Source organism: Gemmatimonadales bacterium, assembly GCA_019637315.1.
Taxonomy (GTDB): Bacteria; Gemmatimonadota; Gemmatimonadetes; order Gemmatimonadales; family GWC2-71-9; genus SHZU01.
This window is the reverse complement of record JAHBVU010000007.1, coordinates 168844-192210: the sequence shown is the minus strand read 5'-3', so window position 1 is coordinate 192210 and position 23367 is coordinate 168844. Positions and strand designations below refer to the sequence as shown.

Below are 23367 nucleotides of genomic sequence, written 5' to 3'. Positions count from 1 at the left end.
CAGGATACGGGTCTGTCGTATCGAGTGCAATCGAATCATTCTGAAACCGGCTTGCTTTCGGTTGGTGCGGCGCTGCGCACGTACTTGTCGAGCCAGGCGGACCAGCGGGCCCAAAGATCGAGGAGGGTTTCTCGGGTGGCCGGGCCGTGGTCCTCGAAGGGATAGAGGTAGAGTGAGGTGACCTTGCCCAGTCCGTTCAGCGCATGAAACAGCCTGGGCGAGTTGGACAGCTCGGTTCCTACGTTCTGATCGCTCATGCCGTGGTACATCAGGAGGGCGCCCGTCAGGTTGTTGACGTGCAGGATGGGGGACATGCTGAGATAGGTGTCCCGTGATTCCCAGAGGGTGCGCCGTTCGGTCTGGAAGGCCAGCGGGGTCAGCGTTCGGTTGTAGTTCCCGTTGCCCGCGATACCGGCCTTGAAGAATGGCGTGTGCGACATGGCGTTGACGGTCGAGAACGCTCCATAGCTGTGCCCGCCGATGCCCAGCCTGGTCCGGTCGACCAGGCCGCGCCGATCGACTTCGTCGATCACGGCCGCGAGGTTGTTGCGAAGATCATTCTCGTAGTTGTTGTTCTGCTGCCCAGCCGATCCGACGATCGGGGCATCGGGTTCGACGACGGCATAGCCGAGCCGGACCAGGTACTGGATGGATCGGGGGTTGAAGCTCGGGAACTCGTTCTTGTTGAAGGTCCGGGCACCCCGATCGTACTCATCCTGGCCGGTAAACTCGCGCGGATAGAACCAGAACATGGCCGGAAGCCGCGTACCGGGCTGATAGCCCGGGGGTAGTGTGACATTGACCTTGAACTTGAACCCGTCCGGTCGCTCCACGATGAAGCTTTCGCGGGGCGCGTTGGTCAGGTCCGGGGTGTAGTCGATGTTCCGGGTGATCTGGGTCAGCTCGTCGCCGTTGCGCAGGAAGGCCTGGGGAACGGCTGTCGACGATTCGCGGGACACCACCAGGCGTCGCGCTTCGATGTCATGCGTAGCGATCACGCGTTCGAACACGCCGGCGTTGTCGCTCTCAAAGACGCGGGTCTTCCTACCGTCGCGGATGTTGACGCGGTCGATGTAGCTGCGCGGTCCGGCGGCCTGCGGGTTCTTGTCGTACGCCAAGCCGTAGTAGTAGGCGCTCGCTCCGTCGGATGAAACCTCGACGACTCGCGCTCCTCGCGGGCCGCCGCCGAACTGAAAGGCAAAGGGATTCGGTGCCTGCACGGCGCTCCCGGCCAGAATCAAGTTGCCCGGATTGCCATAGACGTCATCGGTCCTGTATCTGGCCAGGGTGACCTTCTTGTCGGGTTCCGCGAGGGCTACCGCATACTCGTGCACATTCTGTCCGGTTCGCTCCGTAGCAAACAGCACCGTGTGGTCGGGTGAGAAGCGGTGATTGGTGATGCGACCCGTGGTGGAGTAGATCACCGAGATGCTGGTGCTGTCGAACGGCGCGGGCCAGAGCATGACGCGATCGCGTCGCCGGGCGGGCGAGCCGTCCTCCTCGTTTCGGGCGCCGTCGGCGCCGGCAGCGGCTGGCTCCTGTTCCAGGAAGGACAGGCCCTTGCCATCTGCCCGCCAGGCGACTTCCCGGCGCCGGATGTTGCCGTCGCCGCCACCCACGCCGGGTGCGGACGGGGTTCGAGTGGTATCGACGCCGAGATTGAGGGGCTGGCGGTCGATGGTGGCAAGCACCGCGCCATCCGTGCTCCAGATCTCGTCCACGGTACCGAAACTCGACACCGGTACGACGTAGGAGAATGGCTCCACCATTCGGATGACCCGGAGGTAGGGGCCGCCCGAGCCGGCCTCGACGGTTCGGATCATTGCCGGCGTGCCGACCATGGTCACGGCGCGACTGGCAACATCGATCAGGGCAAGCTGGCCGGTGGTATGCCATGCGAGCAGGGCCTGATCGGTCGGGGTCGCCATCAGGCTCTGGTAGGTGCGGAGCAGGTTCTTGTCCTTCTCTTCGGCCAGCTTGACCTGGGGTCCGGTCGGGACTCGGGGTGCGGTCGGCCGGGTGCCGCGGTTTGCCGGGATCAGGACCGTCGCGATGCGACGGCTATCGCTGGTCCAGCTCACCTCGGTCAGCAGCGTGGCGAGCACGGGCGTGCGGGTGACCTGGCGGGCTCGACCCGTCGCCGCGTCGGCGACCCAGAGATGGGTGGCGTCGGTGGTGTGCAGGTAGAATGCGAGGTGGCGGCCGTCGGGACTCCAGGTCGGGTTGGAAACCCGAGACCCGGCCGGGGTCTCAATCCGGGTAATGCTGCCGTCAGCTGCCGAGACGAGGTCGAGGCGTACCGAGTTCCGGAGGGTCAGGTTGCGGTTCCGGTTGGCGGCGACGTCGATGAAGAGGCCCCCGAGCTCGTCGTACGGCTTCGCGAAGATGTCCATGCCGACCGGGCCGTCACCCACTTCATGAACGAAGCGCAGCTTATCCGGACTCGGGTTGGCCGGCGAAATGTTGAGGTATCGCGGAGCAAGCACGGCTGCGCTGACGGAGTCGGGGGGCACCGCGAAGCGTTCGGACTGGATGACCTCATCCGTCGAGGTTGGCTTCCCGGCAGTCGGTGCCTGGGCGGTTGCGGGCCCTGCGATCGCAGCGAGCAGCAACAGGACCCGCAAGGGGCGGGGCCGAAGTTCAGACATGAGATTCTCCGATGGCGTGGGCGGTCGAACCAGTAACTTACAGCCGAGTCGGGCGGGGGCCCAAACCCAGGTCTTCGAAGCGGCCGAGGCGGCCCGTATCGTGCAGGTGAGGGGCTGGTCCCGGGCGGTTGCCGGGGGCATGATTGTGGTGGGTGGGGTAGCCTCGCCCGAGAACGCCTGAAACGAGCAGAGTATGCGAGGGCCCGTGACCACATTTCCGACGCGCCTCGAGGGGCTCTTTACCAGCGGGAAGCAGCTGCCGACCTTACCGAGTCTGGTGCTCGAGGTTCAGCGCGCCCTGGCCAATGAGATGTCCGGGCTTCGCGACATCGGGTCGATCATCGAGCGCGATCCGGCCCTGACGGCCCGGGTGCTTCGGGTGGCCAACTCGGCCGCGTTTTCGCGGGGTGAACCGATCACGACGGTACGGACGGCGATCGGGCAGCTGGGCATCGCCAACGTGCGTGCCTTGTGCCTTACCGTGGGGATCGTGCGTGCGTTCGGACAGAATGCCGGGGGGCTCGATCACACCCGCTACTGGGAACATTCGGCAGCGGTTGGGCTGGTCGCGGAGCGGCTTGCCGGGCTGAGTCGTCGTTACGGATCCGTCGAAGGGGGCGAGGCGTATACGGCGGGCCTGCTCCATGATGTCGGGCTCCTGATCGAAGACCAGTTTTTCAGCAGCGACTTCGCACAGGTGCAGGCGGCCGCTGATGCGGATATGGTGCCCAGGTACCAGGTTGAGGTTGAACTGCTCGGGATGGATCACGGCGCCATTGGCGGTCGGATGCTCGAGCGATGGTCGCTGCCCTCGGTCGTACAATGGTCCGTGATCAGTCACCACCGTCTTGATGCTGCCCCTGCGGATGCAGCGGCGCTGGCTGCGGTCGTCTGGGGCGCTGAAGCGCTCTGCACCGCGGCCGGGCTCGAGTTGGCTCAGGAAGGGCATGCCGAAGTATCTCCGGCTGAGGTGTTCGATCGACTGGACCTCGATCCAGACTCTCGCGAAACATTCCTGGCGGAAGTCGGTGCTATCGGAGTCCGCGCGCGGCAGTTTACTGCCTAGGCCGCTCTCGGCGCGGTCTGCCAAGCCAACTGGGGCAGCCCGTGTCGACGGCTCGGACCATCGGTATCGCTGCCGGGTGTACGGAGGCCGTTCCTCGAGGATTCCGATTCCGCTGCGAGGACAGCTTCGAGCTCGCCATCGTCGTCGCCGCAATCAGCGCGCGGTGGTGGTCTGCTGGATTGCTGCGCTGATCCGCTCGGCAAGGGCGCTGGTGGCGTTGTCCGGTGCGGCGCCGAGCTCGTGCTGCAGCAGGTCAGCAAACTGGCGGTAGGTCGCTAGTGCCTGGTCCGCATGGCCCTGATCGGCCCGGCAGCGGATCAGCCACCGCCAGGCGTCCTCATTGAGCGGATCCTGAGCAATGATCCGCCGCGCCGCCTCGATGGCAGCCTCCACCTTCCCGCGCAGATGGTACCGGCCGACCAGTGCCAGTTGCCCGTCGACATAGAGACGCTGAAGCCGCTGAGCCACCCCGTGGCGCCAGGGTCCGGCGGGTTCTCTGGCGAGGAATTCACCGTGATAGCGGCTCAGCACCTCGGCCAAGCGGGCGGCGTTGCCGTCGTCGAGCTCGGATGAAAGGCTGGCGACCCCGGATTCCAGCTCGTTGGCGTCGAAAGCCACGCTGAGCGCCGGGTCGAGGCGGTAGCGGTCCTGATCGACCGCAATCCAGTCGCTCTCACCGAGCGCCTTGCGGAGCCGATGCATCGTCACATGGAAATTGTTGCGAACCTGGGCCGCCGATGCCTCGGGCCAGATGGCAGCACCAACCTGTTCTCGCGAGACGCCGGCCGGGTGCAGCGCGAGGAATGCCAGCAGTTCGCGCGGCCGGGCCGATCCCCACGCCGACGGCGCGACCTCGCGGCCGCGAACGACTGCGCGAAACGTGCCCAGCGTTTGGATCACCAGATCGGGAGCGGCCTCCGGATCAGAGCCGGTGGCGCCGGCAACGGCGAGGTGGGGCGTCTCGCTGTCGCCAGATAGCTTCGCGACACGGCGGGCGAGTCGCACCGCGTCCCTGAGTTCCAAACTGTGCCCCTGCTGCCAGAACTCCGCGGTGGCATCGCCGAGCGAGGTATGCAAATGCGCTACCGCAGCCTGGTAGTCGGCCACTTCCCCGGTTGCGTGGGGAATGGCATACCGGTCCCGCAGCTGTTCCGCTGCACCAAGGAGCACGGCGGCATCGGGACCGTTGCCGAGCATGCCCGCCGCGATGCCGACTCCTTCGAGGCCTCGGACCATGCCCCAGCGGTCGTCGATGGCCTCGTGGATGGACAGGCTGTCGCCGTAGTGTTGCATCGCGTCGTGCGGCTTGCGTTCGGCAAGGTCGATGCTGCCGAGCATGGCCATGGGGTAGGCAATCGCCGACTTGTGATCGATGACCCGGCCGTTGTTGCCGGCCTCGATGAAGGCTGCGCGAGCGCCGGCCAGGTCGCCGAGGTGTTGCGCAGCAAGCCCACGCCAGAAATGCAGCAGGGAATGAATCACATGTGGCGGCTGCGATGCCAGCATGGCCTCGGCTCGGTCGAGGCGCGGCCCTGCCTCCGTCGGGATGCCCTCGATGATGAACCCCGCGCCCCATGCGACAAGAGCATAGGCCAGGTCGAAGCGGCTGCCGGTCGTCTCCAGGCCCTCGGCGGCCTGAGCCATCAGCGGCGTGATGCCGCTTCGCCAGCCCTGCCAGATGCCGATATGCGCCAGGGCAAGGGAGGCCCGGGCACGCCATTCGACTGCAACCTCATCCGCTCCCGCCAACGCGCCGCTCAGCTGCTTTCGCCCCTCCTCGAACGATCCGCGGGCAAACCAGAACCAATGCAGGGCCCAGCCGAGTCGAAGTGCATATTCGCAGCGATCACCGCGCTCGGCGGCCCACTCGGCAAGGGCCCGATAATTTGGGGTGTCGGCCGTCAGGCGCGCCATGCAGGTCGGGTCAGACGCGCCGCCGAATACATGTGGTGCCGCGGCTTCCGCGCTGGCCAGGAAGTGGGTGGCGTGGCGGTGGCGGGCCGCTTCCCATCCGCCGGTCGCCCGCAGTCGCTCCTCTCCGTACTGGCGAACCGTTTCCAGCAGGCGGTACCGAGTCTCGGTACCGTTCAGGTCGAGCGCGATCAGCGATTTGTCGACCAGGGCCGAGATGCCGTCCAACACCGCTTCCGCAGCGACCTGGTCGGCTGAGACCACCGCCTCGGCCGACTCCAGTGAAAAGGTGCTCGGGAACACGGCGAGGCGCTCGAGCAGGCAGCGCTCGAAGTCGTTGAGCAGCGCAAAACTCCAGTCCAGGGTGCCTCGTAAGGTGCGCTGTCTTGGCAGGGCCGTTCGACTCCCGACGTTGAGCAGGTGCAGCGCGTCCGACAGTCGTTCGGCAATCTGGTCGGGCGTGATGACACGCACCCGGGCGGCCGCGAGCTCGATTGCCAAGGGAATCCCGTCGAGGCGTCGGCAGATGGTTTCGACGGCGGGACGGGTGGCTTCGGTCATCGCAAACCCGGGCGAGACGCTCCGGGCCCGCTCCACGAACAGCAGTGCTGCCTCGACGTCGCCCAGAGGGGGAACCAGCCAGGCGGTTTCGCCCTGGACGCCAAGTGCCTCGCGGCTGGTGGCCAGAATGCTGAGTGAGGCAATGGTGCTGAGCAGGTTTTCGACCAGCAGCGCAACGGCGTCGACCAAGTGCTCACAGTTGTCCAGGACGAGGAGTACGCGCTGGTTGCCGACCACCCGGCGGATCAGGTCAATGGGAGACTGGCCTGCCGTTTCGACCAGCCCAAAGCCGTTGGCAAGTTGCGGAGCTATCAGGGCAGGCTCGGTCAGGGGGGCCAAGTCGATCCAGACGATTCGTTCCCACCCCAGACGGCTGCAGGACACGACCTCGCGGGCAAGTCGCGTCTTGCCGCTTCCACCGGCACCCGTCAGGGTCAGCATGCGATGTGCCGACAGGAGGCTTTCGAGGTCATCCAGTTCACGACTCCGCCCGACAAACCGGGTCAGGGCCGCCGGGACACCGGCGACGACGGGAGGAGGCGAGACCGCGTCGGATGACATGGCTGGTGGTAGCGCTCGCTTGCTTACTATGGCGTGGCCAGGAACTGGACCACCCTGTGAACGGTCTCGTCGACGGGGCCGCCGTACCGGATAATCAAGAAGGGATGCGAGCCTTCCGGCACGCCCGGGTTAGCCACCGCAGCACCGGCGGCCTCAGTTTCCGGACTTGTTTTCGACAGCACGACCACCCGGCGGACCCGGGCCGGCTCGAGCAGCGCAAACCCGAATACGGGTACACCAAACTCGTCCTCGGTCACGATACTGATCGCGTCGAGTCCCAGACCGTCGAGGAAGGTGCTGAGCCATTGCCCGAACTCAGTGCCATTCGGAATCCGCTCCGGGGCAATGACCCGGAATTGGCTGGAAATGGCGGTCAGGATGTCGGCGGGGTATGCCGTGTCCTGGCCATCTCGCTGCAGCAACAGGAGCACCGGTCGGCCGGCGCCCGCGCGGGTGTACTCTGTCAGGTTGGCACCGGCCCGAACGGCAGCGCGAAAGCTCCCGGTCCGGGTGGGCTGCTCTCTGGAATTGTCGGTCATGGTCCGTTGAATGTGGTCCACTCCGCTTACAGGGCGCTTACAGGCTCAGCCAAGGTCTGGCAGGGCGCGGTCGGGGTCGAGGAATGTACCATCTCGTCGAGGGATAAGTGCATATTTCGCAACGAGATAGGCCAGGTCTTCCTGGGGGGATTCGGTCGGGTCGAAGGCAGGCCAGATGCCGATCACTTTGCGGCCCCAGTCGAGGTAGACGGGCAGGATGGCGGCCCCGGAGCGCCGGGCGATCCAGTAGAATCCGGCCTTCCACCGAGCGCCCGGTGTCCGGGTGCCTTCCGGCGTGATTCCCAGGAGGATCTGCGGGCTCCGGTCGAACTCGTCGACGACCTGATCGATCAGACCGGCCGGGGCTTTCCGGTCCACCGCGATACCGCCGAGCCAGTACATCAGCGGGCCCAGAGGAAACCGAAACAGCTCCTTCTTGCCGATGTAGCGCACCCGAAGGTTCCAGGCAAAGACGAGCCCGATGCCAACCAGGAAGTCCCAGTTGGATGAGTGGGGGGCGACTACGGCTACGAGCTTGGTGCGGTCGGGGAGATTGCCTTCGACCCTCCAGCCGAGCGCGCGGAGGATCAGTCTTCCCACCAAGCGTGTCAGGGCGCCGCCGCGGCGTCCAATCGATGCCGGCAGCTGCCGATTGACGTAGCCGCGCTCGACCGTCACGCCACGCCGCGCAGCTTCCGGCCGATTCCGTCGACCTGCTCCATCACGCGCAGCAGGTTGCCGCTCCACAGCTTGGCGATCTGCTCTTCGCTGTAGCCGCGCCGTACCAGTTCAACGGTGACATTGAGCGTTTCGCTGGCGTTGTTCCATCCCTCGACCCCGCCGCCACCGTCGAAATCGGAACTGATGCCGACGTGATCGAGGCCGATCAGCTTGACGGCGTAGTCGATGTGGTCGACGAACTCCGCCACGGTGGCCCGCGGGGGCGGAGGCAGCCGGCGGTTGAGATCGGCCATCCGCTCGCGGAACCGGGTCCGTGCGGGTTCGGGCAGCGCGTTCGGGTTGCCCTGCACGCCGAACTCGGCTCGGAGCGCAGCAAGTGCCTTCTGTCGTTCCGGAGAGTCCTGCTGGCACTTGACGTAGCCATTGAAGGCCACGATCTGAATCACGCCACCGTTGCGGCCCAGGGCACGGAGCTGTTCGTCGTCCATGTTCCGGCTGTGGTCGCAGAGCGCCCGCACGCCCGAGTGCGACGCGATGATCGGGGCGCGGCTCAGGGCGACCGTCTGCATCATCGACTGTTTGGACGGATGCGAGACGTCGATCATGACGCCCCACTTGTTGAGTTCGGCAACCATCTGGCGACCGAGATCCGAGAGGCCGTTGTGCAACCAGACGCCGTCACGCTCGCCGGTGTTGGAATCGGACAGGTGGCTGTGCCCGTTGTGCGCCAGCGAGACGTAGCGCGCACCGCGCGCGGCGAAGCGCTCGACGTTCTTGAGATCAGTGCCCAGCTGGTAGCCGTTCTCGACCCCGATCAGGGCCACCTTCTTGCCGGACGCATAGATCCGACGGACCTCGTCGGCAGTGCGGGCCAAGGCAATCCGATCCGGCGCCAGCTGGGTGACGAGGCGGTCGATCGCGTCGAACTTCTCCATGGCCGCGGCTGTGGCTTTGGCAAACCCCGCCGGGGTGAAGTCCTGGGTCTGGCCGACGTACACAATCAGAAAGACGGCGTCGAGACCTCCTTCTTCCATCGAGGGAAGGTTGACCTGGGTCGGCAGCCGCGTCGCGTAGCTGCGCTCGCGGGTAAAATTGGCCGGATTGATATCGACATGCGTATCCAGCGTGAGGACGCGCTCGTGGATGGCTCGTGCCCTGGAGAGCAGGTCGGCCGGATCCTGGGCAACGGCGTCGGCCGCCTGGAGGGCCAGCACGCTGGCACCCGCTACCACGATTCGTTCGGTTCGTCTCATCATGCTCATAGTGACGCTCGCACCGGAGAAAAAAGAAGGGACACCCGAAAGATGGCGTTGCCTGCGGAGTCGAGAAAGGTCTACAGGATTCGCCGCAGGATCACCACCAGGGCAGAGGCGGCGGCCAGCCCGAGAATGGCAGGGCGGAGGCCGCGTCGGTCGACCAACCCCAAGGCGTTTCGGGACGCCAGATAGCCAAGGATAACGCCGGGGCAGAGGCTCAGGCCGGCGCGGAGTTCGGGCAGCCCGAAACGGCCGATCCAGGCCAGCCCGGCCAGGGACAGGACAGTGCCGACGAGGAAGTAGGCCGAGAGGGTGCCTCGAACTTCCGGCCCGCGTTCGTTCTGGTAGACCAGGGCAATCGGCGGCCCGCCAATCGAAGTCACGGTACCCATCAGGCCTGACAGCATGCCGGCGTGCCAGAGCGTGCCGCGCGTCAGCGGGAGCGAGATTCCGCCGGCCGACATGAGCACAGCGCCGAGCACGATGGCGCCGAACAGCAGGTCCATGCCGTTGGTGGACATCCGATCCATTACGGCGAGCGCGATGCCGATGCCGATGACCCGGCCACCGAGCGACCAGCCCAGGTCGCGGCCCCGAACCGCGTGCCACTCTCTCCGGGTCATCAGCAGGGTGAGCACGGCCGAGGTAAAGAGCATCGGGCCGGGAATCAGCGAGGGGTTGATGAGAACCAGCAGCGGGGCGGCGACCAAAGCCATCCCGAAGCCCAGTGTGGCCTGCAAGAAAGCCCCGACGGACATGACCGCAGTGACTCCGACCCAGAGCAGAAGGGACATTGCGAGCGTGTCAGGGCGCCGGTACGAGGGCCTGATAAACCAGGTTGCGAAAGATGCCGCGGACGTCGACGGCAAGATTGGGCAGGTGCTGGGTCAGGAGGATGGCGATGACTCCTTCGGCGGGGTCGACGAGATAACTGCTCTGGTAGGCCCCACCCCATCCGTAGCTGCCGACCGATTGCGGTGCGGCACCGGCGCCGGTGCGCTCGGTCGTCTGAAATGCCAGGCTGTAGCCGTAGCCGTCACCGGAGTGCATCGTGCCGACCGAGTTGGCGGTCAGCAGGCGAACCGTCGATGGCGCCAGCAGGCGCACGCCGTCGAGTGCCCCGCCGTTCAGCAGCATCTGGAGGAAGCGGCCATAGTCCGGGGCGGTGGACACCAGGCCGGCGCCTCCGGCAAAGCTCCGGCGCGGGCCCTGGACGTAGTGTCCCTGGCCGCGAGCACCTTCGGGCGCCAGGACGATCGACCCGGCGCTGTCGCGATGCACTGCTGCCAGCCGCGCAGCTTTGTCGGTCGGGACGAAGAAATAGGTGTCGTTCATGCCGAGCGGTGCAAAGATGCGGGCCGCAAAGAAGCGGTCGAGCGGCAGACCGGCAACTCGCTCGATGAGGCACCCGGCAATGTCGTTGCCGTAGCCGTAGACGTAGGCCTCGCCTGGCTGGCGGACAAAGGGCAGCGCGCCGAGCCGATCCATGGTATCGCAGATCGGCTCGTCCTTGTCGGCGGTGTACCACCCGAATCCGGCTGCGGGTCCGAGCCCCTGGGCCTGGTAGAGCGGAGCGACCAGCGGATCGGTGCCGTAGGAAATGCCCGAGGTATGGGTCAGCAAGTCGCGAATGGTGATCGGGCGTCGGGCGGGAACGATGGCGCGTCCGGTGTCCGTCGCGACCGCGACCGTGGTCCGGGCAAAGCTGGGCAGGTAGCGTGACACCGGGTCGGCCAGGGTCAGCCGCCCCTCCTCGACCAGGAGCATCACCCCGACGGCGGTGATTGCCTTGGTCTGCGACGCAATCCGGAAGAGGGCGTCGTGCTCCAGGCGGCGCCCGGCCGGCTTGTCGGCCCAGCCGTACGCGCCGCGATGGACCGCGACGCCGTCATGCAGGATCAGGGTAACGGCGCCTGCCATGGCGCCGCGATCGACCAGGTCAGCCATTGCTCGGTCGATCCGCGCCAGTCGCTCGGGGTCGAATCGGTGCGGTTGTTGCGCACTAACCGGAGATGGCCGACCGGCAATCAGGGTGGTGCCGACGACGACCGGCCCGAACCAGCGCAGCAAGCAGGTCACGACGCCGGGCGGCTCGCTTTGATCAACTCGGCCACCCGGGTGAGCTTGACTCGCGGCCGGCCGGCCGTCTTGCCTGCCGCAGTTTCTGCCTCGTTGATCCGCTGCCAGTCCTTCCAGGTGATCAACTCGCTCTGGCGTGATGCCAGCAGCCCGTCGATCGCGGCGCCCGACGCGGAGACAGGCACCGGAAGCACGTCGTTTCGGGCGTCCGCGAGGATAGCCTCGGCGGTTTCGGCCGCGTCCGGCTTGTTGGTGCCGATCACGCCGCTGGGCCCGCGCTTGATCCAGCCGGCGACGTAAAGGCCGCTCAGCGGCTGTCCCGTCGCGGGGTCCGTGACCCGACCCTTGGCGTTCGGAACCGTGCCCCGGCGTTCATCGAAGGGCAGGCCAGCGATCGGCTTGCCCCGGTAGCCGACCGAGCGGAACACCAGCCCGACCGGGATTTCCTCCACCTCACCCGTTGGTTCCGCGACCAGGGCTCCGTCGCGCTCGACGAGACGGTTCCTGCCGACCCGAATCGCCCCGACTCGACCGGTGCCGTCGTCGACCAGTTCGAGCGGCGAGACCAGAAAGCGGAGCGTCAGGCAACGGCTTTTGCCGGTCCGGCTTCGGGTTGCCAGCTCGTTCAGGACCTCGATCTTGCGGCGCTCACTTGGATCTTCGATTGCCGCAAACTGGGCCGCACTGAGCGGATCGAGGGTCACCTCTTCCGGAAGCGCAACGGCGTCGGCATGTTCGAGCTCGCCGAGTTCTTTGACTTCCGGGGTGGTGAAGGCGGCCTGGACCGGCCCGCGGCGACCGAGCAGCAGGACTTCCTTGATCCTGCTCTGCCGCAGCGCGTCGACCGCATGGTCGGCCATGTCGGTCCGCCCCAACTCGTCGGCCGAGCGGCAGAGAATGCGGGCCACGTCGACGGCGACGTTGCCGACTCCGATCACAGCGACCCGCTCGGCGCTCAGGTCGAACTGGCGATCCCGATAGTCAGGATGCCCATTGTACCAGGCTACCAGCTCGGTCGCTGCGTGGCTGCCGGCCAGATCCTCGCCCGGAATGCCCATCCGACGGTCTGACTGGGCGCCCGTGGTAAAGGCGACGGCGTGGTAGTGCTGTTGGAGTTCGCCGAGGGTGACCGTCGTGCCAACCTCGACGTTGCCGTAGTAGCGAAAGCCAGGTCGTGCCGAAACCTTGTCAAAGGCCCGGGTAACCAGCTTGATCTTCTCGTGGTCGGGGGCAACACCGAAGCGGACCAGCCCGTATGGCACCGGCAGCCGCTCGAACATGTCGACGGCTACTGGGACGTCCGGCTGCGAGAGCAGCTTGTCGGCCAGAAAGAATCCGGCTGGGCCGGCGCCGATGACGGCAACCCGCAGAGGCGATGATGGTGTCATGGAGGTCACGATCTGCGAATATAACGTCGGCCGATCGGCCGGGTCAGGCTGGCGGACCGGGTCAGGGAACTCATGAGGACGCCGGTGCGTTCTGCCGTCGTCGGCGGGGCCTTTCTGATGGCGACCTCCGCCATCGGGCCCGGATTTCTGACCCAGACGGCCGTCTTCACACGCGATCTCGGCGCGAGCTTTGGTTTTGCCATCCTGGTGTCTGTCGTCTTCGACCTGGCGGCCCAGCTGCTCATCTGGCGGGTACTGATCGGGGCAGGCGAGCCGGCGCCACGGGTGGCCGACCGGGTCTGGCCGGGGCTCGGGTCGCTGCTGAGCGGCCTGGTGGCTCTGGGCGGGCTGGCGTTCAACATCGGGAACGTTGCCGGGGCAGGGTTGGGCCTGCATGCCCTGACCGGGATCGATATTCGGCTTGGCGCGGCTCTGAGTGCGGGCGTTGCCCTGGCCGTCTTTTTGGTTCGGGATGCCGGCCGGGTCATGGATGCCATCGTCAAAGTGCTCGGTCTCGTGATGGTGGTGCTGGCGCTCTCCGTGGCGGTGCGCGCCAATCCGCCGGTGGGTGAAGCGCTCTTCCGGACCGTGCTGCCAGAACGGATCCATCCGCTCGCCGTGCTTACCATCGTGGGCGGAACGGTTGGGGGATATATCACCTTTGCAGGTGCGCACCGACTTCTCGAAGCGGGCGTCGCCGGGCCGGACAACGTGCGCCTGGCAACGCAAGGCGCGTTGCTTGGCATCAGCATCGCGACCGTCATGCGGGTCATCTTGTTTCTGGGTGCGCTTGGTGTGGTCGCGGCCGGGCATGTGATCGATCCGGCCAATCCACCAGCCTCGGTGTTTCGGATTGCGGCGGGTGACCTTGGTTACCGGATCTTCGGGCTGGTGATGTGGGCGGCGGCGCTGACATCCGTGATCGGATCGGCGTACACGTCGGTAACATTTCTGGGGCGCTGGAGCACCCGGCGGACGCTACTGACCGCGGTGTTCATTCTGACCGGGACCGTGATCTTCCTGCTGGTTGGGCAGCCGGTCACGATTCTGGTGGCGGTTGGTGCGGTGAACGGACTGATACTGCCGCTGGCGCTGGGTACGGTTCTCGTGGCGCTGGGGCGTTCACCATATCGGGATCTGGTACCTCAGCCGGGTTGGCTCATCGCCGCGGCAGCTGGTGTTGCCGTGGCGATGGCCGCGCTGGGTGGATACACCGTCTTTACCCAGCTACCACGACTGCTCGGGTGGTCGTCCTAGACCGGTCTGCGACCCCGAATGACCCGGAGCAGGACGATGACGATCGCCAGCACCAGAAGGACGTGGATGAATCCACCGATGGTGTAGCTGCTCACAAGGCCAAGCACCCACAGCACCAAGAGCACGACCGCAATGGTCTCCAGCATGATGCGCTCCGTGTTGAAGTTCTATCATAGGAGACGCCCGGCTGGAGGGTTCCAGCACACAGCTGCCTGTCAGCGGCGGCGGGTCCAGAGTACGATGGTTCCGCAGCTGCTCTTGCCCGGATCCAGCTCCGGCGGGGTGTCGGCGCCACCTCGATAGATCTCGATTGCCTCCAGCTGGGCAATCGGAAAGTCGTCGATGTCAGGCGGCCCGATTCGGTCGGCCGAGCTGTAGATCTTTACCCCATCGAGCCAGATCGACATGGGGCAGTTCGATCGTGATCCGGTCACGATCCAGCGACCGTACCGGTTTGAGGCCATCCGAATGCCGCGTTGCATGCGGAGCAGGTCGCTCAGCCCGCGGTATTCCGAGCGTCGAAGTTCATCCGCATCGATATAGCTGCCGGTGCCTCGGAGTCGGCGCTCTGCGTAGGCAGCCATGCCCGGTGGAACGCCGGATGCGACCACCTCGATCGGCGCGAGCTCGTAGGCACCTGCCGGTTCGAGCGGGACTTCGACGTCGAGGGTATCACTGCTGAAGATGAGGGTCCGAATTCGGACACCCCGGTAGCCGATCTTCCGAACGATCGCGCTGGCGGCGCCGAGGGGCAGGCGGTCGAGGACGAACCGACCGAGCGAGTCGGATTCGAGCCTACGGGCGTTGGGCTCCAGGATGATCTCGGCACCGGCAATCGGCGCCTTGGTCGAATCGTTGACGACCCGCCCGATCAGAACGGCCTGGGCGTCGAGCGTCATCGGAACCGCAAGTGCGCCGACAACCGCGAGATTGAGAGCATACCGTTGCATGGTGAAGCCTCCTCGTGGTGGTCGCCCGCGTGTTGGTGACGCCGGGCCGGCCCGGTGGGGCACACTTTGCCGACCGATCATCCTGCCAGCCCTTCCAATATCGCCCTGAACTGGGTCACTGTCAGCCGTCGGCGCGTTCCCGCGGGGGGGCGTTATCTTGGGCCCGAGCGCGATGGGCGCGTTTACACTGGAGTTGTCGTGACCATACCCGATGCGGAGCGTTTGGCCCCGCCTCTGACGTCGCCTGAAGCAGGTTCCGCGGATCGGCGCCTCGATTTCGAGGTGGCCCGCCGCCGGACCTTTGCGATTATCAGTCATCCGGACGCCGGCAAGACCACGCTGACGGAAAAACTACTGTTGTACGGTGGCGCGATTCATCTGGCCGGAACCGTCAAGGCGCGGCGGCAATCACGCCATGCCACCTCGGACTGGATGGAACTCGAGCGGGAGCGCGGAATTTCGGTCACGTCGAGCGTCATGCAGTTCGATTATGAGGGTGTGCGTCTCAACCTGCTCGATACCCCGGGTCACCAGGACTTCTCGGAAGACACCTACCGGACGCTGATGGCGGCTGACAGTGCCGTCATGCTGCTGGACAATCGCAAAGGCGTCGAAGAGCGGACGCGACAGTTGTTCGATGTCTGTCGACGCCGGCGAATGCCGATTGTCACGTTCGTCAACAAGTGTGATCGGGCCGGCACCGACCCCCTGACCCTGATTGGCGATGTCGAACGCGACCTTGGGCTCGTCTGCCGCCCCATGACGTGGCCGGTGTACGGTCCGCTCGGCCTGGCCGGCGTCTACGAGCGGCGGTCTGGCCTGGTGCTGTTGTTCGAGCGTGCTGGTGATCACGGCGCCTCACGTACCGAGGCGTCGACCCTCGCGCTCGACGATCCGGCTCTGACCGAGATCATCGGACCGAGCGGGCATGCTGCGCTTCGTGACGAAATCGCACTGCTGGACGAGGCGGGCCATCCGTTCGACCTGGATCAGGTTCATTCAGGGGAGCTTTCCCCGGTGTATTTCGGCAGTGCGCTCACCAACTTCGGGGTCGAGCCGTTTCTGGCCGACTACCTGAGCATGGCACCGGCCCCGGGTCCACGAGAGTCTTCGATCGGTACGATCATGCCGAATGCGCCGGATTTTTCCGGGTTTGTCTTCAAGATCCAGGCTAACATGGATCCCAAACATCGCGACCGGATTGCGTTTCTGCGGATCTGTTCGGGCCGCTTCGAAGCGGGGAAGGACGTCGTGCACGTGCGGACCGGGCGCCGTTTCAAGCTGGCAGCTCCGCAGCAGTTTCTGGCGCGCGAACGAAGCCAGGTCGAAGAGGCCTGGTCAGGCGATGTCGTTGGTATCATGGACCGCGGCACGCTGCGCATCGGGGATACCCTGGCGGAGAACCCGGCGCTGCGGTATGACGGGATCCCGCGGTTTCCGCCCGAGCACTTTGCCCGCGTGCTCCCGGCCGATCCGCTCAAGCGGAAGCAGCTCGACTCCGGGTTGCGGGATCTGTCGGAGGAGGGTGCGGCTCAGGTGTTCTACGCGGATGAGCGCTCGGGCTCGGCTCCGATCCTCGGCGCGGTTGGTCGGCTGCAGTTCGACGTGATGGTGCATCGGCTGGCGCACGAGTACAGCGCGCCATGTCGACTGGAGCCGCTGAGCCTGGGGCATCCCCGGTGGGTGACCGGGCCTGAGGATGCCATTATTCGGGCCGGACATCAACGGGGTCGCTACCTCGTGTACGATGCCAAAGGTGCCCCGGTGCTGCTGTTTCAGGATCAGTGGAATCTGCGAGGTGCACTGGAGCACGAGAAGGAGCTCACCTTCCACGACGTGGCTCCCTAGACCTGCAGCAAGTAGCAGAGCGAAAGCAAACGGCCCCGCCAGCGATCGGAATCGCGGGCGGGGCCGTTTCCTGCCGTCCATACAGCGCCGGGTGAAGGGCGCTGCATCACAGAGGTCAGATCAGGCGTTCCGATCCGTGCAGGCAGTCCAATTCGGGTTGGTCAGCTCCGTACCCATCGGGATCAGGTTCTGATCCGTGCCATAGACGCCGCCCTTGAAGTAGGCGCCCGTCGGCCAGACGGTTTCGGAGTTGCGCCCATACTGGCGCACCAGGCGGCGGAGGTCGCCAACGCGGTGGGCCGTCAGATACAACCAGAAGGCCCGTTCGCGGAAGAGCAGGTCGACCCGGCCCTCAGGGGTTCCCGGGTCGGTAAGCGGCGGGAGTACGGCCGGGTCCGTCGAGATCGGTACGAGCCGACTGGCCCGGACGGCCGCGTCGGCGCGGGGCGCGTTGAGCGCAGCGAGGAATGCGCCAACCTGACCGGCCTTGAGCGCCGCTTCGGCTTCGATCAGCCGAGCTTCGACGCCCGTCGCGATGTCGCTACTTGCGTTGCCGTTCGGATAGCCGGCGATGGTGTAGACCTGGGTCGATCCGTCCTGACCGAGTCGGAAGGTGGATCCGATCACGACCCGCGGATCGTCGGCGCTACGGAAATTGAGGCCGTTGCCGCCCTCGCGCTCGGACGGCCCGAAGTTCGCTGTGCCGACCATCCAGTCGTAAACGCCATGGGCGTTCGAAGTCTGCGAGTGGCTGCTTCGGAAGACGAAGTTCGAGGGTACCGCGATCGATCCTGCTCCGTCGCCGCCGGCTCCGACGACAGTGGCTGCCTCTGCCTGCCGGTTCAGGTTGACGAGCGCGCGGGCTTTCCCGATCCGGGCCAGGTAGCGCTGGTTCACGTCGGCGCCCGTGGTACCGAGAACCGCCAGAGCGCTGTCGAAAGCACGGATGGACTGCTCGTACAGCTGCGTCGTCGTTACGGTCGTGGTCGTGGGCTGTTCGCCCCGAACATCGGCCACGTCGGACAGCGGAACGCCGTTGCAGAACAGCTCACCAACCAGGGTGGTGGCGAAACCGCGCAACGCCAGCAGGTTGCCGATCTGGGTGTTGCGGGTCGCGCCTGGGGCGCCGTACTCCTGCAGCGCGCCGGTGGCTCGGATGATCTGGGTGTAGGCGTTGGAGAAGTTCTCCCACGGTCGGTTGGGGAAGACGTTGGGATTGAAGGCCCGAATGTCGAGGTGCTCGCCGCCCGGACGGGCGTTGATCAACTCGTCGCTCAGGACGCCGACGTACAGCACGACGCCCATCAGCGTCGTGCCGCTGTAGAAGTTGTTGAAGTTGCCGACGGCCGCCGCCCGGAGCGCGGTCGCGCCGGCCGGGCTGTTGCCCTCGACCACCTGCAGCTGATCAGGTGTGTTGACCGAGAGGAGATCCTCCCGGCTGCAGCCGCCCGTCACGAGCACAGATGCGGTCAGCAACCCGGCAAGCGGGGTGCTCAATTTACGATAGGTTCGCATGGTACCGGCCCCTTCTGGCGCGGTCGAAGTCATCGAAGTCTTCTCGGTTCTGGACATCGCTTAGAAGCCCAGGTTGACGCGGAGCAGCCAGTAGCGAGCCGGCGGCGGCGCGTAATAGTCGTTGTTGCCGCCACCGGTGTTCTGGACGATGGCGTTGGTTTCGGGGTCGATGCCCGGGTACTTGGTCCACAGCGTGCCGAGGTTGCGGCCGCTCAGCACGACGTTGGCGGTCCCGAAGCCGATCTTCCGGGTCACGGAAGTCGGAACGTCGACCGAGACCGAGAGTTCGCGGAGACGAATGAAGTCGTTCTCGACGAAGTACCCCCAGGTCGAGTTACCGAAAGCCCCGCTGTTGCGGGCCAGCGCAGCGGCCTGATCGGCCAGCGGCGTCGACGGGTCGTTGACGGCCCGGCAGTTACCGCTGGCGCACCGCTGGTTCTCGAAGCCCCACTGGTTGTAGTGACCGCCGCGATAGTCGACGAGACCGACCAGCCGAACCTTCTGGTCGAAGAGACCAATGGTGCTGGTGACGGCGCCTTCGCGCGTCGGCAGGGTCGGACCGCGGTACACTGCGGTGGTGCCGACCTGAATCTCGCTGTCGACCAGGATGCCATCGCCGTTGGTGTCGTTCCAGCCCAGGATCGGACGATCCCAGAGGCCGAAGAGCGGATAGCCCACAGCGTTCCGCTGACCCTGCGTTTCCGCGAGGGCGGCGCCACCAGCGTCGACCAGGAGGTTCTTGATCGACGATGCCGTGACGTTGACGTTCCACGAGACCGGCTTGGCGCGGATCACGTCGGCATTGAGCGAGACCTCGAAGCCGCGGTTGCGCACCTTGGCGAGGTTCTGCCACTGGGTTGCACCAGCGCCGAATGAGGGCGGCAGCGGCTGCTGCACGAGCGCGTCTTTGCTGGTCTTGGTGAAGTAGGTGAACTCGAGCAGGATCCGCTCGTTGAACAACCCAGCGTCGATACCGGCTTCGATTTCCGTGGTGACTTCCGGCTTGAGGTCGGCGTTGCCGAGTGCCGCGATGCGGAGACCCGGAGTCTCGACGCCGTCGATCGGAACCGTGAAGGCGTTGAGGAACTGCAGTGCCGCAATCGTGGTCGGCTGCACCCCGGCGCGGCCGAAGGCGGCGCGCAGGCGGATGTTGCCGCCATCGGTGATTTCCGGGAACCAGGACTCATCGCTGATCACGTACGACAGCGCAGCCCGCGGGTAGATCGTGTTACCGATATTGGAACCGAACGCGCTGTTCTGGTCGGTCCGGACGCCGCCGGTCAGGTAGAGGCGGTCCTTGAGTCCGAAGGTCTGCTCGATGTAACCGCCGTAGGTGGCGTTCTCTTCGGTGAACTCACCGGAGGTCTGAATCGAGGCCGCGTTCGGCGTCGTAGCGCCCGGTGGCAGCGAGTAGCCGCGTGCGAGAGTCTGGTACTGTGTGTCCTTGAACCACTGCACGCCAACGGCTGTCTTGGCCGAGATCGAGGAGTTGACGCTCCAGGCGGCGGAGCCACCCAGGTCGACCGAGTACCGGCTGTAGGTGTTGCGGTTCACGTCTTTGCCGCCGGTCTGTCCGGGCGGGCCCCACCCGGTGATGGTGCCTTCGCCGAAGCGGGCAAACCGGTAGCCGTAGCCCTGGGTCTGGTCCATGCCGATGACGGCGCGGCCACTGAGCCAGGAGTTCGGGGTCCAGTTGAGCGTGCTGCTGGTGGTGAGCCGCTGATCGCGCATCCACTGCTCGACCGACATAATGTCGCCGATGTGCTGTGCCGAGGCGCCGTTGAACGCGGTGCGGAAGCCCGGAGCGAAATAGGTCTGGAACGACAGGCCGGCGAAGTAGCCCCCGTCGAACGGGGTCCGCAGCTGACGGTTCAGGTAGCCGGTCGACACCGTCAGGTCGAGTGTCGGGGTCAGGCCCACGGAGAAATTGCCGCGCAAGCTGGTCTGGCCGAGCTTGTTCGGGTGAACATGCTCGTCGATCGGGGCCTTGCCGCGGATCGCGGTCAGGCGCGTGATTTCGGCTTCCGGCATTTCGTACGGGCCGGTTTCGTCCTCACGCTCGGCGCTGATGAAGAACCGGAACCGGTCGCTGCCGCCCGAGGCCTGCGCACCAAACATGGTCCGCGGCTGGGTGCTGAACGGCGTGGTTTCCTTGTTCATCAACGGATTGAAGGTGGTCAGGCTGTCGATGACGCAGTTGCCGAGCGCCTGCTGCGAAATCCGGCACTGAATGGCCGCCGGCTGCGGCACGCCGCCCACGATGTTGCGGCCCCAGCTGCGGTAGTTGTCGAAAAACTGGGCCGGCTGCGATACCCGACCCGCTTCGGCGTAGGTGGACCACTGGGTCCGCCCGGCGCGTCCGCGCTTGGTCTTGATCACGATGACGCCGTTGGCAGCAGCGGTACCGTACAGCGCGGCGGCCGACGGACCCTTGATGACGTCGAGCGACTCGATCTCGTCCGGGTTGAAGGTCGCGAGCCGGTTGACCCGCTGCGACGAGATGGTGGTGCCGCCGGGCTGCGGCGAGTTGTCCATCCGGACGCCATCCACGATGAAGAGCGGTTCGTTGGTGAGCGAGAGCGAGCTCGAGCCACGGATCCGGATCGAGGGCGATGAACCGGTTTGACCGGCCCCCTGGACGACCTGGACGCCGGCGGTTCGGGCGTTGAGGACGTCGGCCACGCTGGTGACCGGGCTGCGGCTGACCAGCGAGTCGACCTTGAGCGTCGCGACCACGTTGCCCACTTCGCGGCGAGACTGCTCGCCGGTGGCCGTGGTGACGACCTCTTCGAGCTGGACGACGGTTGGCTCGAGTGTGAAGTCGAGGACGACTTCACCGCCGGCGGCCACGTTGCCGGTCTGCGTCACCGGTGCGTAGCCGATCCGCACGGCCCGAACCGAGATCGCTCCACTCGGCACCGCGAGAGAGTAGCGACCATCCTGAGAGGTCAGCGCCGAGACACGGGTGGTGCCTGCGGTGACCTGGATCTGAACGCCCGGGATGGGGGCGTCGTTGCCGCGTTCGATGACGCGACCACGAAGCGTTCCGGTGGATTGCGCAGCGGCCGTACCGCTGAACGCGAGGAGGCCGACCAGGAGCGCGGCAATCCGGCCCGGTCGACCTGCGGCGCGGAACGCGGAGGCACCGCGACCGGCCTGTCGAAATTGAGTCATACCTGAATGTCCGTTGGTGACGATATGATGACGAGTAGCCCACCTAGCTCTGCACAAGACGGAGCTAGCGGTGTGGTACTCAGTGGGAGTGAATGTCGAACCATCGCTTTCCAATTGGATCCTTTCTTCTCGGTGACCTGCTATGCAAGATGAACACAAAAAAGGCCCGCGCCATGACGGCTCGCGGGCATATCGACAGCGGTGAAGCTGTGTATGGTGTGCTAGCCGTCAGTTAGGTGGCGCGGGCATGGGACAACAACGCATCATTCCCTGCGATTTCTGCAGAGTGAGAGTACGCGTTCCGCTTCCGATGATCGGCATGGGGAGCAAACGTAGGACCTTGGCTGACACAGCGCAAGGGTCCATCGTTCGCTGCTAGCGTAGCGCCCCTCAGGCAGGCGGCGTTGTCGTTGTCCGAACGACTCGTGCCAGGGTGATGATCTGCCCGACGTGCCGGGATGCGTGCTCCGCAGCGTGGAAGAGCAGACCGATCACGTTCGAGGGCAGTTTGGCTCGACCCACCTCACGCGGGTCCAGCAGGGATCCGGGGTCGGTGCTTGCCAGCTGGCGGAGCGCCGCCTCGACAGTTGCATGCCAGGCGCTGCGGAGCAAGTCGAGGCTGGGTTGGGACGTGGCCAGCGTCGACTCGGCCAGGAGCGCACCTCGCTGGGTGTCGGACAATCCTTCACCCCGCGCGTAGGTGAGCAGCCGATCGGTGCTGCCCGACAGGTGGGCGATATGGAAGCCGATCGACGGCGAGCCGCCAGGGGTAAGCCAGGTACAAGATTGGTCTAGTCCAAAGGTTGCCTTGTCCACGTCCTCACGAGCCATGACGAAGGCGTGAGCCGCCGGCTGCAGCAGTGCGGGGACCCCGGGAATCGGCCCTCTCAGCCAGGGCTCGGGAGCCGTCACGCGATGATACTCTTGAGGGCGAACCAGACGTTGGCCGGTCGCTCGGCCAGCCGCCGCATGTACCACTTGAACCAGGCGTGTCCGTAACTCACCAGGGTCTTGATCGTTTCGCCTTCGCGGGTCAGGCGAGCCTGATCGGAGACCTTGATGCCATAGAGCATGTGGATCTCATAGTCGGCCCGGCTGACGCCCAGCTGCTTGGCCTTGGCGCGCAGGCGTTCGACCAGCGGAACGTCATGAGTTCCGAACACGGCGAGTGCCCCCTGGGCGCGCGCGGCCTCGAGCAGCCGGACGGCCAGGTCATAGTAGGCAGCATCGACGTCTCGCTTGGCGGGAAAGGCCACCGTGGCGGGTTCCCGGTAGGCGCCCTTCACGAGTCGAATCCACGGCTTGAGCGGCAACAGGGCCTCGATGTCCTTGGGCGTCCGATACAGGTATGCCTGGATGGCCAAGCCGGTCCGCTCGTGATGCTGCCGTACCTCGGCATAGAGTTCGATGGTGCGATCGACGTAGCTGTGATCTTCCATGTCGATCCAGAGCGAGGAGCGGCTGGCCGCCGCCGCCTCGCCGAGCTGCAGTAAGTGATCCCGGCAGGTTGCCAGGGACTGGTCGATTCCGAGCTGAGTTGGCTTGATCGAGACCCACGCCGGGATCCCTCGCTTGGCGATCTCATCGAAGAGCTGGAGATAGTGGTCCCGCACGGCGGCTGCCGCGTCGAGACTCGTCATGGCCTCGCCGAGTTGCGTCAGGAGCGAGCCCTGGCCCTGCGTGGCGAGCACGGCCGCCGCCTGGAGCGCATCCTCCATCGTTTCGCCGGGCATGAACTTCCGGATGGCGCGCTGCGAGAACCGCCGTTTGGACATTTGGGCAGCCAGCCAGGGACTGTCGGCGGCTTTGAGCAACAACGAACGGGCGATCGACATGGCGCCTCGGGTCGGCATATCGGGGAACGGAATGCGAATCCGAGGCGAAATCTAAACGGTGCCGCACCAATGCTGATCGCGGCCGGGTCCGGAACCTC

General features: G+C 65.8%; 18 protein-coding genes. 4 read left to right on the top strand and 14 right to left on the bottom strand.

The genetic code is table 11. The features are described from left to right. Window positions 1-35: 35 nt before the first annotated feature. On the bottom strand, window positions 36-2648 hold the full coding sequence (locus tag KF785_08920; GenBank protein ID MBX3146883.1) for a S9 family peptidase: 2613 nt from the start codon (window positions 2646-2648) through the stop codon (window positions 36-38). On the opposite strand from KF785_08920, the gene KF785_08915 reads away from it, so the two are divergent. Further along, window positions 2647-2829 (top strand): hypothetical protein, encoded by a 183-nt coding sequence (locus tag KF785_08915; GenBank protein MBX3146882.1) that lies wholly within the window; start codon window positions 2647-2649, stop codon window positions 2827-2829. The two genes, KF785_08920 and KF785_08915, sit on opposite strands and share 2 nt — an antisense overlap. A gap of 24 nt (window positions 2830-2853) precedes the next feature. Continuing rightward, window positions 2854-3714, top strand: coding sequence for an HDOD domain-containing protein (locus KF785_08910; protein MBX3146881.1), 861 nt, complete (start codon window positions 2854-2856; stop codon window positions 3712-3714). Window positions 3715-3867: 153 nt separating this feature from the next. Here the strand turns inward: KF785_08910 and KF785_08905 are convergent, their stop codons facing one another. The 7 genes from KF785_08905 to KF785_08875 form a co-directional block, all read right to left on the bottom strand. Then, window positions 3868-6747 (bottom strand): AAA family ATPase, encoded by a 2880-nt coding sequence (locus KF785_08905; protein ID MBX3146880.1) that lies wholly within the window; start codon window positions 6745-6747, stop codon window positions 3868-3870. A gap of 26 nt (window positions 6748-6773) precedes the next feature. After that, a complete protein-coding gene (locus KF785_08900; GenBank protein MBX3146879.1) occupies window positions 6774-7286 on the bottom strand; it encodes a hypothetical protein in 513 nt (170 codons plus the stop codon). A gap of 45 nt (window positions 7287-7331) precedes the next feature. After that, a complete protein-coding gene (locus KF785_08895; protein ID MBX3146878.1) occupies window positions 7332-7964 on the bottom strand; it encodes a 1-acyl-sn-glycerol-3-phosphate acyltransferase in 633 nt (210 codons plus the stop codon). After that, a complete protein-coding gene (locus tag KF785_08890) occupies window positions 7961-9229 on the bottom strand; it encodes a dipeptidase (GenBank protein ID MBX3146877.1) in 1269 nt (422 codons plus the stop codon). Before KF785_08890 ends, KF785_08895 begins: the two co-directional genes overlap by 4 nt. A gap of 71 nt (window positions 9230-9300) precedes the next feature. Then, the gene (locus tag KF785_08885) at window positions 9301-9981 is read right to left on the bottom strand and encodes a sulfite exporter TauE/SafE family protein (protein MBX3146876.1); all 681 of its coding nucleotides are present in this window, start codon (window positions 9979-9981) and stop codon (window positions 9301-9303) included. Between the two features lie 46 nt (window positions 9982-10027). Continuing rightward, entirely contained in the window at window positions 10028-11302 is a 1275-nt protein-coding gene (locus KF785_08880; protein ID MBX3146875.1) for a beta-lactamase family protein, read from the bottom strand. Next, window positions 11299-12690: an FAD-dependent oxidoreductase gene (locus KF785_08875; GenBank protein MBX3146874.1), complete on the bottom strand. Its 1392-nt coding sequence runs from the start codon at window positions 12688-12690 to the stop codon at window positions 11299-11301. Before KF785_08875 ends, KF785_08880 begins: the two co-directional genes overlap by 4 nt. 84 nt (window positions 12691-12774) lie before the next feature. Here KF785_08875 and KF785_08870 point away from each other — a divergent pair, with 84 nt between their 5' ends. Then, window positions 12775-13947, top strand: coding sequence for a divalent metal cation transporter (locus KF785_08870; GenBank protein MBX3146873.1), 1173 nt, complete (start codon window positions 12775-12777; stop codon window positions 13945-13947). Here KF785_08870 and KF785_08865 read toward each other — a convergent pair. Both KF785_08865 and KF785_08860 read right to left on the bottom strand, forming a co-directional pair. After that, window positions 13944-14093, bottom strand: coding sequence for a lmo0937 family membrane protein (locus tag KF785_08865; GenBank protein MBX3146872.1), 150 nt, complete (start codon window positions 14091-14093; stop codon window positions 13944-13946). The two genes, KF785_08870 and KF785_08865, sit on opposite strands and share 4 nt — an antisense overlap. Window positions 14094-14162: 69 nt before the next feature. Then, the gene (locus KF785_08860) at window positions 14163-14897 is read right to left on the bottom strand and encodes a carboxypeptidase regulatory-like domain-containing protein (GenBank protein MBX3146871.1); all 735 of its coding nucleotides are present in this window, start codon (window positions 14895-14897) and stop codon (window positions 14163-14165) included. A 204-nt stretch (window positions 14898-15101) separates the two neighbouring features. Here KF785_08860 and KF785_08855 point away from each other — a divergent pair, with 204 nt between their 5' ends. Next, complete coding sequence (locus KF785_08855) at window positions 15102-16745, top strand: peptide chain release factor 3 (GenBank protein MBX3146870.1); 1644 nt, start codon at window positions 15102-15104, stop codon at window positions 16743-16745. A gap of 120 nt (window positions 16746-16865) precedes the next feature. Here KF785_08855 and KF785_08850 read toward each other — a convergent pair whose 3' ends face one another. The 4 genes from KF785_08850 to KF785_08835 all read right to left on the bottom strand — a co-directional run bounded on the left by KF785_08850 (window position 16866) and on the right by KF785_08835 (window position 23269). Beyond that, a complete protein-coding gene (locus KF785_08850) occupies window positions 16866-18293 on the bottom strand; it encodes a hypothetical protein (GenBank protein ID MBX3146869.1) in 1428 nt (475 codons plus the stop codon). Window positions 18294-18320: 27 nt separating this feature from the next. Continuing rightward, window positions 18321-21434 carry a SusC/RagA family TonB-linked outer membrane protein gene (locus KF785_08845; protein MBX3146868.1) on the bottom strand — a complete coding sequence of 1038 codons (3114 nt, stop codon included), beginning with the start codon at window positions 21432-21434 and terminating at the stop codon, window positions 18321-18323. Between the two features lie 390 nt (window positions 21435-21824). Continuing rightward, a complete protein-coding gene (locus KF785_08840; protein MBX3146867.1) occupies window positions 21825-22346 on the bottom strand; it encodes a DinB family protein in 522 nt (173 codons plus the stop codon). Continuing rightward, window positions 22343-23269 carry a proline dehydrogenase family protein gene (locus KF785_08835; protein MBX3146866.1) on the bottom strand — a complete coding sequence of 309 codons (927 nt, stop codon included), beginning with the start codon at window positions 23267-23269 and terminating at the stop codon, window positions 22343-22345. The genes KF785_08840 and KF785_08835 overlap by 4 nt, the downstream gene beginning before the upstream one ends. Window positions 23270-23367: the final 98 nt, after the last annotated feature.

Excerpts from the sequence above, each read along its gene's own strand:
- KF785_08915 (MBX3146882.1), top strand. The coding sequence starts at position 2,647 with ATGAGATTCTCCGATGGCGTGGGCGGTCGAACCAGTAACTTACAGCCG.
- KF785_08920 (MBX3146883.1), bottom strand. The coding sequence starts at position 2,648 with ATGTCTGAACTTCGGCCCCGCCCCTTGCGGGTCCTGTTGCTGCTCGCT.
- KF785_08905 (MBX3146880.1), bottom strand. The coding sequence starts at position 6,747 with ATGTCATCCGACGCGGTCTCGCCTCCTCCCGTCGTCGCCGGTGTCCCG.
- KF785_08900 (MBX3146879.1), bottom strand. The coding sequence starts at position 7,286 with ATGACCGACAATTCCAGAGAGCAGCCCACCCGGACCGGGAGCTTTCGC.
- KF785_08890 (MBX3146877.1), bottom strand. The coding sequence starts at position 9,229 with ATGAGCATGATGAGACGAACCGAACGAATCGTGGTAGCGGGTGCCAGC.
- KF785_08885 (MBX3146876.1), bottom strand. The coding sequence starts at position 9,981 with ATGTCCGTCGGGGCTTTCTTGCAGGCCACACTGGGCTTCGGGATGGCT.
- KF785_08875 (MBX3146874.1), bottom strand. The coding sequence starts at position 12,690 with ATGACACCATCATCGCCTCTGCGGGTTGCCGTCATCGGCGCCGGCCCA.
- KF785_08865 (MBX3146872.1), bottom strand. The coding sequence starts at position 14,093 with ATGCTGGAGACCATTGCGGTCGTGCTCTTGGTGCTGTGGGTGCTTGGC.
- KF785_08860 (MBX3146871.1), bottom strand. The coding sequence starts at position 14,897 with ATGCAACGGTATGCTCTCAATCTCGCGGTTGTCGGCGCACTTGCGGTT.
- KF785_08850 (MBX3146869.1), bottom strand. The coding sequence starts at position 18,293 with ATGACTTCGACCGCGCCAGAAGGGGCCGGTACCATGCGAACCTATCGT.
- KF785_08845 (MBX3146868.1), bottom strand. The coding sequence starts at position 21,434 with ATGACTCAATTTCGACAGGCCGGTCGCGGTGCCTCCGCGTTCCGCGCC.
- KF785_08835 (MBX3146866.1), bottom strand. The coding sequence starts at position 23,269 with ATGTCGATCGCCCGTTCGTTGTTGCTCAAAGCCGCCGACAGTCCCTGG.